General features: G+C 71.2%; 12 protein-coding genes. 8 read left to right on the top strand and 4 right to left on the bottom strand.

Translation table 11 applies throughout. The features are described from left to right. Nucleotides 1-2: 2 nt before the first annotated feature. The 3 genes from ACFYOB_RS16220 to ACFYOB_RS16210 form a co-directional block, all read right to left on the bottom strand. Complete coding sequence (locus ACFYOB_RS16220) at nucleotides 3-1,379, bottom strand: M20/M25/M40 family metallo-hydrolase (protein WP_388560301.1); 1,377 nt, start codon at nucleotides 1,377-1,379, stop codon at nucleotides 3-5. Nucleotide 1,380: 1 nt separating this feature from the next. Continuing rightward, nucleotides 1,381-2,217: a M55 family metallopeptidase gene (locus ACFYOB_RS16215; RefSeq protein WP_388560299.1), complete on the bottom strand. Its 837-nt coding sequence runs from the start codon at nucleotides 2,215-2,217 to the stop codon at nucleotides 1,381-1,383. Between the two features lie 198 nt (nucleotides 2,218-2,415). Beyond that, nucleotides 2,416-2,859, bottom strand: a complete 444-nt coding sequence (locus ACFYOB_RS16210; RefSeq protein ID WP_388560297.1) for an SRPBCC family protein — start codon at nucleotides 2,857-2,859, stop codon at nucleotides 2,416-2,418. 393 nt (nucleotides 2,860-3,252) lie between these two features. Here ACFYOB_RS16210 and ACFYOB_RS16205 point away from each other — a divergent pair, with 393 nt between their 5' ends. From ACFYOB_RS16205 to ACFYOB_RS16195, 3 genes are all read left to right on the top strand, one after another. Then, complete coding sequence (locus tag ACFYOB_RS16205; protein WP_388560296.1) at nucleotides 3,253-4,275, top strand: Rv2578c family radical SAM protein; 1,023 nt, start codon at nucleotides 3,253-3,255, stop codon at nucleotides 4,273-4,275. A 112-nt stretch (nucleotides 4,276-4,387) separates the two neighbouring features. Then, nucleotides 4,388-5,950 (top strand): alpha/beta hydrolase, encoded by a 1,563-nt coding sequence (locus ACFYOB_RS16200; RefSeq protein ID WP_388560294.1) that lies wholly within the window; start codon nucleotides 4,388-4,390, stop codon nucleotides 5,948-5,950. Nucleotides 5,951-5,974: 24 nt separating this feature from the next. Next, nucleotides 5,975-6,400, top strand: coding sequence for a RidA family protein (locus ACFYOB_RS16195; RefSeq protein WP_388560292.1), 426 nt, complete (start codon nucleotides 5,975-5,977; stop codon nucleotides 6,398-6,400). Here ACFYOB_RS16195 and ACFYOB_RS16190 read toward each other — a convergent pair. Continuing rightward, nucleotides 6,397-6,954: an adenylosuccinate lyase gene (locus ACFYOB_RS16190; protein WP_388560290.1), complete on the bottom strand. Its 558-nt coding sequence runs from the start codon at nucleotides 6,952-6,954 to the stop codon at nucleotides 6,397-6,399. The two genes, ACFYOB_RS16195 and ACFYOB_RS16190, sit on opposite strands and share 4 nt — an antisense overlap. A gap of 366 nt (nucleotides 6,955-7,320) precedes the next feature. On the opposite strand from ACFYOB_RS16190, the gene ACFYOB_RS16185 reads away from it, so the two are divergent. From ACFYOB_RS16185 to ACFYOB_RS16165, 5 genes are all read left to right on the top strand, one after another. Then, nucleotides 7,321-9,117 carry a 3-hydroxyacyl-CoA dehydrogenase family protein gene (locus ACFYOB_RS16185; RefSeq protein WP_388560289.1) on the top strand — a complete coding sequence of 599 codons (1,797 nt, stop codon included), beginning with the start codon at nucleotides 7,321-7,323 and terminating at the stop codon, nucleotides 9,115-9,117. A 178-nt stretch (nucleotides 9,118-9,295) separates the two neighbouring features. Then, on the top strand, nucleotides 9,296-10,111 hold the full coding sequence (locus tag ACFYOB_RS16180) for a TetR family transcriptional regulator (RefSeq protein WP_388560287.1): 816 nt from the start codon (nucleotides 9,296-9,298) through the stop codon (nucleotides 10,109-10,111). Between the two features lie 403 nt (nucleotides 10,112-10,514). After that, entirely contained in the window at nucleotides 10,515-11,852 is a 1,338-nt protein-coding gene (gene ccrA, locus ACFYOB_RS16175; protein ID WP_388560286.1) for a crotonyl-CoA carboxylase/reductase, read from the top strand. Between the two features lie 21 nt (nucleotides 11,853-11,873). Then, nucleotides 11,874-13,952, top strand: coding sequence for a protein meaA (locus tag ACFYOB_RS16170; protein ID WP_388560284.1), 2,079 nt, complete (start codon nucleotides 11,874-11,876; stop codon nucleotides 13,950-13,952). Next, complete coding sequence (locus tag ACFYOB_RS16165) at nucleotides 13,949-14,923, top strand: CoA ester lyase (RefSeq protein WP_249768874.1); 975 nt, start codon at nucleotides 13,949-13,951, stop codon at nucleotides 14,921-14,923. The genes ACFYOB_RS16170 and ACFYOB_RS16165 overlap by 4 nt, the downstream gene beginning before the upstream one ends. The last annotated feature ends 2 nt before the right edge of the window (nucleotides 14,924-14,925 follow it).

Raw genomic sequence — 14,925 nt, 5'->3', positions numbered from 1 at the left:
CTTCACAGCGTCCGCAGCGCGTGGTCGAGGACGCGGACCCCGAAGTGCAGGGCGTCGACGGGGACCCGCTCGTCCACACCGTGGAAGAGGGACCAGTAGTCGAAGCCGGGCGGCAGCTTCAGCGGGGAGAAGCCGTAGCCGGTGATGCCGAGACGGGAGAACTGCTTGGCGTCGGTGCCGCCCGCCATGCAGAACGGCACGACGTGCGCGTCCGGGTCGAACCGCTCGACGGACTCGCGCAGGATCCCGTAGGTCCGCCCGTCCACCGGGGCTTCGAGCGGCACCTCGCGGTGGTGGAACTCCCAGCGGACGTCCGGGCCGGTGAGCGCGTCGAGGGTGGCGATGAACTCTGCCTCGCCGCCCGGCACCATCCGGCCGTCCACGTAGGCGGTGGCCTGGCCGGGGATCACGTTGAGCTTGTAACCGGCGCTGAGCATCGTCGGATTGGCGCTGTTGCGTACGGTCGCCTCCAGCAGGGTGGCGGCCGGGCCGATCCGCCCGAGGACCTGGTCGAGGTCGAAGCCGGGGGCTCGGGGGTCGACCGACAGGCCCTGCAGGGACGCGAGTTCGGTGATGCAGGCGACGACGGTGTCGGTGAGGCGGACCGGCCACTCGTACTCGCCGATCCGGGCCACGGCCGCGGCGAGGCGGCTCACGGCGTTGGCCCTGTTCGGCTTGGAGCCGTGCCCGGCGGTGCCGTGGGCCGTCAGTTTCAGCCAGGCGGTGCCGCGTTCACCTGCCGCGATCGGGTAGAGGGCGGGCTGTCCGGGGCCGGGGTGCACGGTGAAGGCGCCGGACTCGCTGATGCCCTCCGTACAGCCCTCGAAGAGGTGCGGATGGTGGTCGGCGAGGAAGCCGGAGCCGTCGACGGCGCTGTCCTCCTCGTCGGCGGTGAAGGCGATCACGATGTCCCGGCGCGGCTTCACCCCGGCCCGCGCCCAGGCCCGTACGACGGCCAGCACCATCGCGTCCATGTTCTTCATGTCGACCGCGCCGCGGCCCCAGACCACTCCGCCCTGGACCTCCCCCGAGAAGGGGTCCACGCTCCAGTCGGCGGCCTCGGCCGGGACCACGTCGAGATGGCCGTGGACCAGGAGTGCATCGGCGCCGCTCTCGGTGCCCTCGATCCGGGCCACGACGTTGGTGCGGCCGGGAGTGCGCTCCAGGAGGACCGGCTCCAGTCCGGCCGCGGCGAGCCGCTCGGCGGCGTACTCGGCGGCGGGGCGCTCACGGCAGTCGCCGCCGCCCCGGTTGGTGGTGTCGATGCGGATCAAGCCGGAGGTGAACTCGACCACTTCGTCGAGGGCGGCCTCGTCGACGACGTCGTCCGGGGCGCGGTCCTGCACCTGCGCCGGGACCTGGGTGGTAACTGCGGGCATGTCAGCCATACTGCTCCTCCACGGCTGCCGAGACGACCGTCGTGACCGCCTTGAAGGTCCGGATCCCCTCGTACATCGTCTCGCTGGTGTACGAAATCCTGCGCTCCCCGCACCGCTCCGCACCCGGGACCACGGTGGCGGCCATCGTCAGGTGCTCGGCGTCGAACTCCAACTCCACGGTGTACGGACCGCCGCCGGGTAGGGGAACGCGCCGGCCGGCGAGGCCCGTGGCCTCCTTGGCCGCGGCGCGGATGTCGGCGGCGGTGCGGGCGGGGGTCCGGCACACGGCGGCGTAGCGCGAGACGTGGTCCTTCACCGCGACGGTCACCGCGTCCGGGGCGTAGCCGGCGGCGTCGACGCAGGTCAGGTCGTCTCCGGTGACCAGGATGACCGGGACTCCGTACTCGGCGACGACGTGGGCGTTGAGCAGTCCCTCGCTCGCGCGGATCCCGTTGAGCCAGACGCCGGTGATGGAGTTGGCGAGGTAGGTGTGGGCGAGGACCCCTTCGGAGCCCGCGCCCATGTGGTAGCCGACGAAGGCGATCCCGTCGACGTCTCCCTGCTGGACGCCCTCGACCATGGAGAGTGACTTGTGGCGGCCGGTGAGCATCTCGGCGCGGGCGTCGAGGCGCTCCAGCAGCAGGTTGCGCATGGTCCAGTGGGCCTCGTTGATGAGGACCTGGTCGGCGCCTCCGTCGTAGAAGCCGAGGACGGCCGCGTTGACGTCGGAGGTGAACATCGACCGGCAGCGCTCCCACTGCGGCGTCCCGGGCAGCACGTCCGCCGGCCAGGTGACCCCGGTGGCGCCTTCCATGTCGGCGGAGATGAGGATCTTCATCGGGCCCCCGGGCGGTCGGTCGCGCGCGGGCGGTGGCGCGCGCTCGGTCGCGCGCGTCGCGGGCGGCACGCGCAGGGATCCAGCCTAGCCGCCTCGGCCTGCGCCGGCCCGGGGCCACGCCCGGCTTCCGGCGGCTCACCTCGGCCGGGGAATTCCACCCGATCCGGTGAGCCGCTCGGAGCCGTGCAACGTCCGGGCTCAGGCCTCGACTTGGGCGGCCAGGTTGGCCAGCACGGTGTCGTAGATGCGCCCGAGGCCCTTGGGGGCGAAGGTGCGCTCGAAGAAGCCGCCGATGCCGCCGGCGCCGTTCCACACGGTGGTGACGACGGCCTTGGCCTTGCCCTCACCGGCGGGGGTGACGACCCAGGTGGTGACCATGGAGGAGTTGCGGTCCTTCTCCACCAGCTGGCCGTCGGTGGGCTCGCTGACCTCCAGCAGGCAGTCCCGTACGCGCTTGCTGGTGGCCTGGAGCTTCCAGTGCACCAGCGTGCCCTCGCCGTCGCCGCCCTCGCGCACCTCGTACTCGCTGAAGTGCTCGGGCAGCAGCTTCCCCCGGGTCCCGGTGTAGTCCGCCAGCGCGTCGAACACGGTCTCCGCGTCGGCTGCGATGATCCGCTCCGTGGTGGCCTCGACCTGCGCCATAGCTGTTCCTCCAGCAGTTGTGTCCGCTCGTCATCGCGAAGCCAACCACCTCCGGGGCGGGCGCCCAAATCCGGTCCGCACGACCACCGCCGCTCCGGTTCCCGACGGACCCGCCGCGACCGGACGCGCATCCCAGATCCCCGCGCACCGCACCCACTCGTACGGTCACCTGCCGATCACAAGGAGCACCTCATGCGCGGCATCCGCATCGGGCGTCTGGCTCTGGCCACTGGCCACCGCCCTGACCGCGGGAGCCGCGTCACTCACCTCCAGCGCGTCCGCGGCCACGGCGACACCTCACGCCGTCGGCGCCGCACGGGCCCTTTCCCGACCCGCACGATCATGGGAACGTTTGTTCTATTCTCGGGGTGAGAGCTACCCGAGGGAGGCGCCATGCGCTGGGACAACCTGACCGATGGGCCGGCGCGGAGCAGTGCCCTCTTCGGGGCCGACGCCGTCGTGACCCGCACCTTCGACACCCCGGAGTTCCGCGGGATCACCTTCCACGAGGTCCGGGCCCGCTCGATCGTCAACCGGGTGCCCGGCGCCTCCCGCATGCCGTTCGAATGGACCGTCAACCCCTACCGCGGCTGCTCCCACGCCTGTGTGTACTGCTTCGCCCGCAAGACGCACAGCTACCTCGACCTCGACACCGGCCTCGGCTTCGACTCCCAGATCGTCGTCAAGACCAACGCACCCGAGCTGCTGCGCCGCGAGCTCGCCTCGCACCGCTGGACCGGCGCGCACATCGCCATGGGCACCAACGTCGACTGCTACCAGCGGGCAGAGGGCCGCTACCGGCTGATGCCCGGGATCATCGAGGCGCTGCGCGACCACGCGAACCCCTTCTCGATCCTCACCAAGGGCACGCTGATCCTGCGCGACCTCCCCCTCCTCCAGCAGGCCGCCGAAGTGACCGACGTCGGCATCTCCGTCTCCGTCGGCTTCACCGACACCGCGCTGTGGCGGACCGTCGAGCCCGGCACCCCCTCCCCCGCCGCCCGGCTGGGCGCCGTACGGACCCTGACCGACGCCGGCATCGAGTGCGGGGTGCTGATGGCCCCCGTCATCCCCTTCCTCGGCGACGCCCCGGAGCAGCTGCGGGACACCGTCCGCGCCATCGCCGAGTCCGGCGCCACCTCGGTGACACCCCTGGTACTCCATCTGCGGCCCGGGGCGCGCGAGTGGTTCACGGCCTGGCTGGGCGAGCACCATCCGCACCTCGTCGAGCGGTACGAGCGGATGTACGCGGGCGGCTCGTACGCCCCCACCTGGTACCAGCGGCAGATCACCCGCCAAGTCCACGAGCTGGCGGCCGAATTCGGCATCGGCCCGAACGGTCGCGGAGCGGCCCGCAGGATCACCGCCCCCGAGCGGCCGGAGCCCGCCGCGCCGACGCAGCTCACCCTGCTGTGATGCCCCAGACCCCCTGAAGGGTCATCACATCGGGCCAATAGGCAGCCCAATCCCGCCTTCCCGCCACGGTTTCCGGGACGATTCCGCCCAGAACCCTCGGCTGGGAGGCCCCATGCTGCACCCCTTGAAGAAACGCGCCGCTGTCCTGCTGTCGATCTCCACCGTCGCCGCCGCCCTCGCGGGCCCGGTCACGGCCGCCCCGGCCGCTCCCGCGCCCAAGCAGGCGCCGCTGCGCTGGACCGACTGCGCGACCCCCCGCTACCCGACGCTCCAGTGCGCTTCCCTCAAGGTCCCCCTCGACCACGACGTGCCCGCCGGGCGCCAGATCACCCTCGCCCTGACCCGGGTCCCGCACACCGCCGCCACCTCCGCCGGACCGCTGCTGGTCAACCCCGGCGGCCCGGGCGGCAGCGGCCGCGGCCTGGCCGGCTTCATCGCCTCCGCCCTCCCCAAGGACGTGGCCGCCCAGTACGACGTGATCGGCTTCGACCCGCGCGGGGTCGGCAAGAGCGAACCCGCGCTCGACTGTGCAGCGGGCCACTTCTCCCCCGTCCGGCCCGACTCCGTACCGCGCGACGCGGCCGGCGAGCAGGCCAACCTGGACCGCGTGCGGTCCTTCGCCGAGTCCTGCCAGGCCAAGCACGCGGACGTGCTGCAGCACGTCGGCACCGTCTCCGCCGCCCGTGACATCGAGCTGCTGCGCACGGCCCTCGGCGCACAGCGCATCAGCTACTTCGGCTACTCGTACGGGACCTACCTGGGCGCGGTGTACGCCAAGCTCCACCCGGACCGGGTGCACCGGCTCGTCCTGGACTCAGTGGTCGATCCGGGCGGGGTCTGGTACGAGGACAACCTGGCCCAGGACCAGGCGTTCGACGCCCGCCACAAGGCGTTCCTGGCCTGGGTGGCGAAGTACGACGCGACGTACCGGCTCGGCACCGACCCGGAAGAGGTCGAGGAGCGCTGGTACGCCGTGCGCGAGGAGCTGCGCACGACGCCTGCGGGCGGCAAGGTGGGCCCGTCCGAGCTGGAGGACACCTTCATGCCGGGCGGTTACTACAACGGCTACTGGCCGGTCCTGGCCGCGGCCTTCGCGGCGTACGCGGTGGAGAACGACCCGAAGCCGCTGGTCGCGGCGTACGAGCGGTTCGGCGCGGTGGAGCCCTCCGCGGGCAACGGGTACAGCGTCTACACGGCGGTGCAGTGCCGGGACTCGGCCTGGCCGAAGGACTGGAACCAGTGGCGGGCGGACATGTGGCGCACCCACGCCAAGGCTCCCTTCATGACCTGGAACAACGCCTGGTACAACGCTCCGTGCGCCTTCTGGCCGACGGAGCCGCTCCAGGCCCCGGACGTGACGAACGCCGACCTCCCGCCGGCCCTCCTGCTCCAGGCGACGGAGGACGCGGCGACCCCGTTCGGGGGCGCGCTCAGCATGCGGGAGAAGCTGAAGGGCTCGGCCCTGGTCGTCGAGGAGGGCGGCGGCAACCACGGCATCGCGCTCAGCGGCAACAAGTGCCTGGACGAGAAGGTCGCGGTGTACCTGAGGACGGGCAAGGCCTCGGACGCCGTCTGCCCCGCCCAGGAGGCGCCGAAGCCGGCCGCGGCGACCCGCGCGGTCCCGCCCTCGGCCGGCGGCGCCGCCCTGCACGGACTGCTGGGCTTCCGCGGCTGATCTTCACAGGGCACGATCGTGCCCATGACCACCACACCTGAGCACGACCACCTCACCCGCGTCCACGCCCCGGACGGCGTCAGTCCCGGTACCGGATACAGCCACGTCGTCTGGGGCACGGGGCGGTTCGTCGCCGTCTCCGGTCAGTGCGCGTTCGACGAGAAGGGCGAGGTGGTCGGCGAGGGCGACGCCGCCGCCCAGGCCCGGCAGGTGTTCGAGAACCTGCGCCGGTGCCTGGCGGCGGCCGGGGCCACCTTCGACGACGTCGTGAAGCTGACCTACTTCGTCACGGACGTGGCCGACCTCCCGGCGGTACGGGCCGCCCGCGACGCCGTCATCCCCGCGGACCGCCTCCCGGCCTCCTCGGCGGTCCAGGTCTCGGCCCTGGTCCGCCCCGAACTCCTGCTGGAGGTGGAGGCGTTCGCCGTCGTCCCGGCCGGGACGGCCTAGCCGGGAGGGAGACCCCGCAGCGCCTGCGTCGCCGCCACCGCGAGGCGGGGGTGGGACTGGGCGCGGGTCAGGAGTTCACGGGCCCGGGGGTCGGCGAGGGCGCCGAGGCCCTCGACGCAGGCCAGGGCGATCCGCCAGTACGGGTCGTGCGGGGAGAGCAGCCGGGACAGGGTCGTCATCAGGGCCGGGGCCGACTCCGGCGCGCGCAGGGCGGTGAGCAGCCGGACGGGCTGCAGGGCGTAGGCGGTGCGCAGGCTGTTGGTGGCGAGGGCCGCGGCGGCGCGGGCGGTGCGGGGGTCGCCCAGGACGGCCAGCGCCTCGGCGGCTGCCGCGCAGCGCGGCGGGTCCCGGTGGTTGAGCAGCAGCACCAGCGACTCGAAGGCACGGCGGTCCCCCGCCAGCCCCAGCCGGTACGCGGCGAGTTCGCGGGCCCACAGGGGCAGCCCGGCGGAGGTCAGGGAGGCCGCAAGGGCATCGGGGCCGGCCGCGAGCAGCGCCTCGTACTCCGGCGACCGTCCGGCTTCCGTGCGCAGGCGCTCCAGCACGTCGTTCACCCGGCCACCCTAGGCGGGCCGGGCCGCCGCCACGGCCCGTTCGCAGTGATTGATGATCGATGATCGATGATCGGTACATTTGGGCGGTACAGGTCACATCTCCCCGCTCTGGCGGACCAGTTACCGACGGGTTACTGTCACATCAACACGTACGAGGACGGCCTGGTGACGCAGCCGCCTCGTGCCAGTCGGTTCTGTACGACTCTTTGCACCACCCACGGCGTGACCCCGGGACAGGGTCCGCCGCTTCCGCCCTTCGGGCACCTTCCCCTGGGCTCTTCCGCACGGTTCTTCCCGTACGGCATCCGCGCGCGCCGTGCGCCGCGCGCTCCCACAGTCGTCACCCTCTTCCACTGGAGTCCCTCGATGGACCGTCCGTCCAGTCACCCCACCCTCCAGACCGTCGCCGTCGTCGGCCTCGGCACCATGGGCACCGGCATCGCCGAGGTCCTCGCCCGGGCCGGCCGCGAGGTCATCGGCATCGACATCAGCGAGAACGCCGCCCGCCGGGCCTCGGCCGCCCTCGCGGCGGCCACGGCGCGCTCCGTCAGCAGGGAGCGCCTCACCGAGCAGGAGCGGGCGGACGTGCTCGCCCGCTTCCGCACCTACTCCGACCTGGGCGCCGCCGCCGACGCGGATCTCGTCATCGAGGTCGTGCCGGAGTCGTACGAGCTCAAGCAGCAGGTGTTCCGGGAGCTCGACGCGATCGTGCGGCCCGACACGATCCTCGCCACCGGCACCAACGCCCTGTCGGTGACCCGCATGGCCGCCGAGTCGCTGCGCCCCGAGCGCGTGCTGGGCCTGCACTTCTTCAACCCGGCTCCGGCGATGAAGCTGGTCGAGATCGTCTCCTGCGTCCTGACCGCCCCGCCGGCCGTCGAGGCGGTCACCGAGCTGGCCCGCGAGCTCGGCAAGGAGCCCGTCCCGGTCGGCGACCGCCCCGGTTTCGTCGCCGACGGCCTTCTGTTCGGCTACCTGAACCAGGCCGCCGCCATGTACGAGGCGAAGTACGCCTCCCGCGAGGACATCGACGCGGCGATGCGGCTCGGCTGCGGCCTGCCCATGGGCCCGCTCGCGCTGCTCGACCTGATCGGCGTGGACACCGCCCGCACCGTCCTGGAGGCCATGTACGCCTCCTCGGGCGACCGCCTGCACGCGCCGGCCCCGATCCTGGGCCAGCTCGCCGAGGCCGGCCTGACCGGGCAGAAGTCCGGGCGCGGCTTCTACACGTACGAGGCTCCGGGCAGCTCGGTGATCGTCCGCGACCTCCAGTCCCCGCCGGACGGGTCCCTGGTCGGTTCGGGCCGCCCGGTCTCCTCGGTCGGCGTGGCCGGCTCGGGCACCATGGCGAGCGGCATCGCGCAGGTCTTCGCCCAGGCCGGCTACGACGTCGTCCTGGCCGCCCGCAGCCAGGAGAAGGCGGAGGCGGCGAAGGCCGCGATCGGCAAGTCCCTGGGCCGCGCGGTGGCCAAGGGCCGGCTGACGGACGAGGCCGCGACGCAGACGCTCGACCGGATCACGGCGGCCGGTTCGCTGGACGCCTTCGCCGAGGTGGACCTGGCCGTGGAGGCGGTGGCCGAGGACCTGGCGGTCAAGCAGGAGCTGTTCGCCACCCTGGACAAGGTCTGCAAGCCGGGTGCCGTGCTGGCGACGACCACCTCCTCGCTGCCGGTGATCGCGGTGGCCCGCGTGACCTCGCGCCCGCAGGACGTGATCGGCATGCACTTCTTCAACCCGGCCCCGGCGATGAAGCTGGTCGAGGTCGTCCGCACGGTCCTGACCGCCGACGACGTGCACGCCACGGTCCGCGAGATCTGCGTCAAGGTCCGCAAGCACCCGGTGGACTGCGGGGACCGGGCGGGCTTCATCGTGAACGCGCTGCTTTTCCCGTACCTCAACAACGCGATCAAGATGGTCGAGCAGCACTACGCCGGCATCGACGAGATCGACGCGGCGATGAAGCTGGGCGGCGGCTACCCGATGGGGCCCTTCGAGCTCCTGGACGTGGTCGGCCTGGACGTCTCGCTGGCGATCGAGAAGGTCCTCCACAAGGAGTTCCGCGACCCGGGCCTGGCCCCTTCCGCACTGCTGGAGCACCTGGTGGCGGCGGGCTGCCTGGGCCGGAAGACCGGCCGCGGATTCCGTGAGTACGCCCGCCGGTAACCCCCGGCCGGGCCACGAGCCGGATGCGTGGGGAGGGCTCCTCGGGCCCGCCGGACCCTCACGGCGGGCAAACCCTCCCGGCGAGCACTGTGTGCCCAGTGCCTGCCCTCCCCCGCATCCACCCCTGTCCCACCCCCCTCAGGCGCGCTCCTCCGCGCAAATGAAGTACGTTCGCTCTATGTCCCAGCCCGCCAAGACCTCGCCCCGCACCGCCACGGCCCCCGACGCCCAAGAGAGCACGGCCGGCACCAAGGCGGCCGCTCAGCGGCTCAAGATGCGCCGCGAGCTCGCGGCGGCCGCGATGGAGCTGTTCGCGACCAAGGGGTACGAGGCGACGACGGTCGACGAGATCGCCGCGACCGCAGGGGTGGCGCGCCGGACCTTCTTCCGGCACTTCCGGTCCAAGGAAGAGGCGATCTTCCCGGACCACGACGACACCCTGACGCGTGCCGAGGCCGTCCTGGATGTAGCCCCGGCACACGAGCACCCGCTCGACACGGTCTGCCGCGGCATCAAGGAAGTCATGAAGATGTACGCCGCCTCGCCCGCGGTGTCGGTGGAGCGCTACCGGCTGACGCGCGAGGTGCCGGCGCTGCGGGAGCGGGAGATCGCCTCGGTGGCCCGGTACGAGCGGCTGTTCACCCGCTACCTGCTGGCCCACTTCGACGAGCAGGACCACCACGACGGCAACGACGACCCGCTGCTGGCCGAGGTGGCCGCCTCCGCGGTGGTGACCGCCCACAACCACGTGCTGCGGCGCTGGCTGCGGGCGGGCGGCCAGGGGGACGTGGAGGCGCAGCTGGACCACGCCTTCGCGATCGTGCGCAAGACCTTCGGCACGGGGATCGGCGCGGGCCGCACCCTGAGCACGGCGCCGGCCCCGCCGGCGGCGGAGGTCCGTACGCAGGGCGAGGTGCTCGTGGCGGTGGCCCGGACGGACGCCCCGCTGGACGAGGTCATGCGGACCATCGAAGAGGCACTGCGCAACAAGTAGCGACACTTAGCGACAAGCGTCACAGCGGCCGCTCCCGTTCCGGGGGCGGCCGCTTCCGTTTGTCCAGCTTGCCCCTACTCGCCGGTAACTCTGATCGATCATCGCTCAAACTCGCAGGTCAATAGGCAAATGAGAGAAAGTTTTGGCACGCGGTGCCTTGCTGAGTGACACCGCGTGCCATACGTTGAATCTTGTCCGGATGTCCCCGCGGCCCACGCCCACTCGGCACGGAACGCGCCCCGGATGCCTGCGTCACCAGGCACCGCACGCCCCACCACAGGCGTCGCCAGCACCACCGCACCAGCCGGACCGACGGCACCTCGCAGCACCACCCCACACGCTCTACGCACGCAACGCGTATCCCTCAGCGCACCCTCATCAGCGCTAAGCCGGAGGCTCTACCGTGAAGGACATCCTGGACGCGATCCAGTCGCAGACCGCGACTGCCGCCGACTTCGCAGCCCTGCCGCTCCCCGACTCGTACCGCGCGATCACCGTGCACAAGGACGAGACGGAGATGTTCGAGGGGCTCACCACCCGCGAGAAGGACCCGCGCAAGTCCCTGCACCTGGACCAGGTCCCGGTGCCGGAGCTCGGCCCGGGCGAAGCCCTGGTGGCCGTCATGGCCTCCTCGGTCAACTACAACTCCGTGTGGACCTCGATCTTCGAGCCGGTGTCCACCTTCAGCTTCCTGGAGCGCTACGGGCGCCTGTCGGAGCTCACCAAGCGCCACGACCTCCCGTACCACATCATCGGCTCCGACCTCGCGGGCGTCGTGCTGCGCACCGGCCCCGGCGTCAACGCCTGGAAGCCGGGCGACGAGGTCGTCGCGCACTGCCTCTCGGTCGAGCTGGAGTCCTCCGACGGCCACAACGACACGATGCTCGACCCCGAGCAGCGCATCTGGGGCTTCGAGACCAACTTCGGCGGCCTGGCGGAGATCGCACTCGTCAAGTCCAACCAGCTGATGCCGAAGCCCGGCCACCTGAGCTGGGAGGAGGCCGCCTCCCCCGGCCTGGTCAACTCCACCGCCTACCGCCAGCTGGTCTCCCGCAACGGCGCCGGCATGAAGCAGGGCGACAACGTCCTGATCTGGGGCGCGAGCGGCGGACTCGGCTCGTACGCCACCCAGTTCGCGCTGGCCGGCGGCGCCAACCCGATCTGCGTCGTCTCCTCTCCGGAGAAGGCCGACATCTGCCGGGCCATGGGCGCCGAGGCGGTCATCGACCGCAACGCCGAGGGCTACAAGTTCTGGAAGGACGAGCACACCCAGGACCCGAAGGAGTGGAAGCGCTTCGGCAAGCGCATCCGCGAGCTGACCGGCGGCGAGGACGTGGACATCGTCTTCGAGCACCCGGGCCGCGAGACCTTCGGCGCCTCGGTCTACGTCACCCGCAAGGGCGGCACGATCGTCACCTGCGCCTCGACCTCGGGCTACAACCACGAGTACGACAACCGCTACCTGTGGATGTCCCTCAAGAGGATCGTCGGCTCGCACTTCGCGAACTACCGCGAGGCGTGGGAGGCCAACCGCCTGGTGGCCAAGGGCAAGATCCACCCCACCCTGTCGAAGGTCTACTCCCTGGAGGAGACCGGCCAGGCCGCCTACGACGTCCACCGCAACCTCCACCAGGGCAAGGTCGGCGTCCTCGCGCTGGCCCCCGAGGAGGGCCTGGGCGTCCGGGACCACGAGCTGCGCGCCACGCACCTCGACGCCATCAACCGCTTCCGCAACATCTAAGGGCCAAAGGGACAGCCTGAGATGACAGAGCGCCAGAAGGACCGTCCGTGGCTCATGCGGACGTATGCCGGCCACTCCACGGCCGAGGCGTCCAACGAGCTGTACCGCCGCAACCTCGCCAAGGGCCAGACCGGCCTGTCGGTCGCGTTCGACCTTCCGACGCAGACCGGCTACGACCCCGACCACATCCTCGCCCGCGGCGAGGTGGGCCGGGTCGGGGTCCCGGTCTCCCATCTGGGCGACATGCGGCGGCTGTTCCAGGACATCCCCCTGGAGCAGATGAACACCTCGATGACGATCAACGCCACCGCCATGTGGCTGCTGGCGCTCTACCAGGTGGCCGCCGAGGAGCAGGGAGCGGACATCTCCCAGCTCCAGGGCACCACCCAGAACGACATCGTCAAGGAGTACCTCTCCCGCGGGACGCACGTCTTCCCGCCGGGGCCGTCCCTCCGCCTGACGACGGACATGATCGCGTACACGGTCAACCACATCCCGAAGTGGAACCCGATCAACATCTGCAGCTACCACCTGCAGGAGGCCGGAGCCACTCCGGTCCAGGAGATCTCGTACGCGATGTCCACCGCGATCGCCGTCCTCGACTCGGTGCGCGACTCGGGCCAGGTGCCCGAGGAGCGCTTCGGCGAGGTGGTCGCCCGGATCTCCTTCTTCGTGAACGCGGGCGTCCGCTTCATCGAGGAGATGTGCAAGATGCGCGCCTTCGGCCGCATCTGGGACAAGGTCACCCGTGAGCGCTACGGCATCGAGAACGACAAGCAGCGGCGCTTCCGGTACGGCGTCCAGGTCAACTCCCTGGGCCTGACCGAGGCACAGCCGGAGAACAACGTCCAGCGCATCGTGCTGGAGATGCTGGCCGTGACCCTCTCCAAGGACGCCCGCGCCCGCGCGGTGCAGCTGCCCGCCTGGAACGAGGCGCTGGGTCTGCCCCGGCCCTGGGACCAGCAGTGGTCGCTGCGCATCCAGCAGGTCCTCGCACACGAGAGCGACCTGCTGGAGTACGAGGACATCTTCGCCGGATCCCACGTCATCGAGGCCAAAGTCGACTCCCTGGTCGCCGACTGCCTGGCCGAGATCGACCGGATCCAGGAGATGGGCGGCGCCATGGCGGCCGTCGAGTCCGGGTACCTGAAGTCCCAGCTGGTCTCGTCGCACGCCGAGCGGCGCGCGAGGATCGAGGCCGGCGAGGACAAGATCGTCGGTGTCAACTGCTTCCAGCAGACCGAGGAGAACCCGCTCACGTCCGACCTGGACGGCGCCATCATGACGGTCGACCCGGCAGTGGAGGCGCTCACCGTCGAGCGCATCGTCCGCTGGCGGGCCGAACGTCATGAGTCCTCGGACCGGCAGGGGAACGGCGATCCCTTCGTCTTCCCCACCACCCAGCAGGCCCTGGAACGCCTCAAGGAGGCCGCGGCGGGGACCGAGAACCTGATGGAAGCCACCCTGGAGTGCGCCCGTGCGGGTGTCACCACCGGCGAGTGGTCGAGCGCACTGCGCGAGGTGTTCGGCGAGTTCCGCGCCCCGACCGGGGTCTCCTCGGCCCCGGTCGCGGTCACGGCCGAGCCCGGTACGCCGCTGCACGAGGTCCGCGAGAAGGTGGCCCGTACGGCCGACGAGCTCGGCTCCGGCCGGCTGCGCCTGCTGGTCGGCAAGCCCGGTCTGGACGGGCACTCCAACGGCGCCGAACAGATAGCCGTCCGGGCCCGCGACGCCGGCTTCGAGGTGGTCTACCAGGGCATCCGGCTGACACCCGAGGAGATCTCCTCCGCGGCGCTGGCCGAGGACGTGCACTGCGTGGGACTGTCCATCCTGTCCGGATCCCACAGCGCACTCGTCCCGGATGTCCTCGAACGCCTGCGCGTGGCGGGGGCGGGTGACATTCCCGTCATCGTCGGAGGCATCATTCCGAACGCGGATGCCGTGACACTGAAGGCGGCCGGTGTCGCCGCCGTCTTCACGCCGAAGGACTTCGGCATCACGGAGATCATCGGCCGCATCGTCGACGAGATCCGCAAAGCCAACAAGCTCGACCCCCTTCTAGACACCGCAAACCTTGCAAGCACGGAGGTCCCCGCATGACCACGCCCGTCCACCCGGTGAACCGTCTTCGCCCGCGTCGCTCCTGCCTCGCGGTCCCGGGTTCGAACCCGCGCTTCCTGGAGAAGGCCCAGGGCCTGCCGGCCGACCAGGTCTTCCTGGACCTGGAGGACGCCTGCGCGCCGCTCGCCAAGGAAGGCGCCCGCCACACGATCGTGGACGCGCTGAACAACGGTGACTGGACGGGCAAGACCCGGGTCGTGCGGGTCAACGACTGGACCACGCACTGGACCTACCGCGATGTCATCACGGTGGTCGAGGGCGCCGGCCAGAACCTCGACTGCATCATGCTGCCGAAGGTCCAGGACGCCCAGCAGGTCGTGGCCCTCGACCTCCTGCTGACCCAGATCGAGAAGACGATGGGCTTCGAGGTCGGCAAGATCGGCATCGAGGCGCAGATCGAGAACGCCAAGGGCCTGGTGAACGTCGACGAGATCGCCGCCGCCTCGCCCCGGCTGGAGACCATCATCTTCGGCCCGGCCGACTTCATGGCCTCCATCAACATGAAGTCGCTGGTCGTGGGCATGCAGCCGCCCGGCTACGGCGCGGACGCCTACCACTACATCCTGATGCGGATCCTGATGGCGGCCCGCATGCACAACCTCCAGGCGATCGACGGCCCCTTCCTCCAGATCCGCGACGTGGACGCGTACCGCGAGGTGGCCGGCCGGGCGGCGGCGCTGGGCTTCGACGGCAAGTGGGTGCTGCACCCGGGCCAGGTCGACGCGGCCAACGAGGTCTTCTCCCCCTCGCAGGAGGACTACGACCACGCCGAGCTGATCCTCGACGCGTACGACTGGTGCACCTCCGAGGCGGGCGGCAAGAAGGGCTCGGCGATGCTCGGCGACGAGATGATCGACGAGGCCAGCCGCAAGATGGCCCTGGTCATCGCGGGCAAGGGCCGGGCCGCCGGCATGCAGCGCACCAGCAAGTTCGAGATCCCGGAGGCCTGAGC

Origin of the sequence: Streptomyces sp. NPDC006463 (assembly GCF_042870715.1) — a bacterium.
GTDB lineage: Bacteria > Actinomycetota > Actinomycetes > Streptomycetales > Streptomycetaceae > Streptomyces.
This window is presented reverse-complemented; position numbering and strand designations above follow the sequence as displayed.

Excerpts from the sequence above, each read along its gene's own strand:
- ACFYOB_RS16220 (WP_388560301.1), bottom strand. The coding sequence starts at position 1,379 with ATGCCCGCAGTTACCACCCAGGTCCCGGCGCAGGTGCAGGACCGCGCC.
- ACFYOB_RS16215 (WP_388560299.1), bottom strand. The coding sequence starts at position 2,217 with ATGAAGATCCTCATCTCCGCCGACATGGAAGGCGCCACCGGGGTCACC.
- ACFYOB_RS16210 (WP_388560297.1), bottom strand. The coding sequence starts at position 2,859 with ATGGCGCAGGTCGAGGCCACCACGGAGCGGATCATCGCAGCCGACGCG.
- ACFYOB_RS16205 (WP_388560296.1), top strand. The coding sequence starts at position 3,253 with ATGCGCTGGGACAACCTGACCGATGGGCCGGCGCGGAGCAGTGCCCTC.
- ACFYOB_RS16200 (WP_388560294.1), top strand. The coding sequence starts at position 4,388 with ATGCTGCACCCCTTGAAGAAACGCGCCGCTGTCCTGCTGTCGATCTCC.
- ACFYOB_RS16195 (WP_388560292.1), top strand. The coding sequence starts at position 5,975 with ATGACCACCACACCTGAGCACGACCACCTCACCCGCGTCCACGCCCCG.
- ACFYOB_RS16185 (WP_388560289.1), top strand. The coding sequence starts at position 7,321 with ATGGACCGTCCGTCCAGTCACCCCACCCTCCAGACCGTCGCCGTCGTC.
- ACFYOB_RS16180 (WP_388560287.1), top strand. The coding sequence starts at position 9,296 with ATGTCCCAGCCCGCCAAGACCTCGCCCCGCACCGCCACGGCCCCCGAC.
- ACFYOB_RS16170 (WP_388560284.1), top strand. The coding sequence starts at position 11,874 with ATGACAGAGCGCCAGAAGGACCGTCCGTGGCTCATGCGGACGTATGCC.
- ACFYOB_RS16165 (WP_249768874.1), top strand. The coding sequence starts at position 13,949 with ATGACCACGCCCGTCCACCCGGTGAACCGTCTTCGCCCGCGTCGCTCC.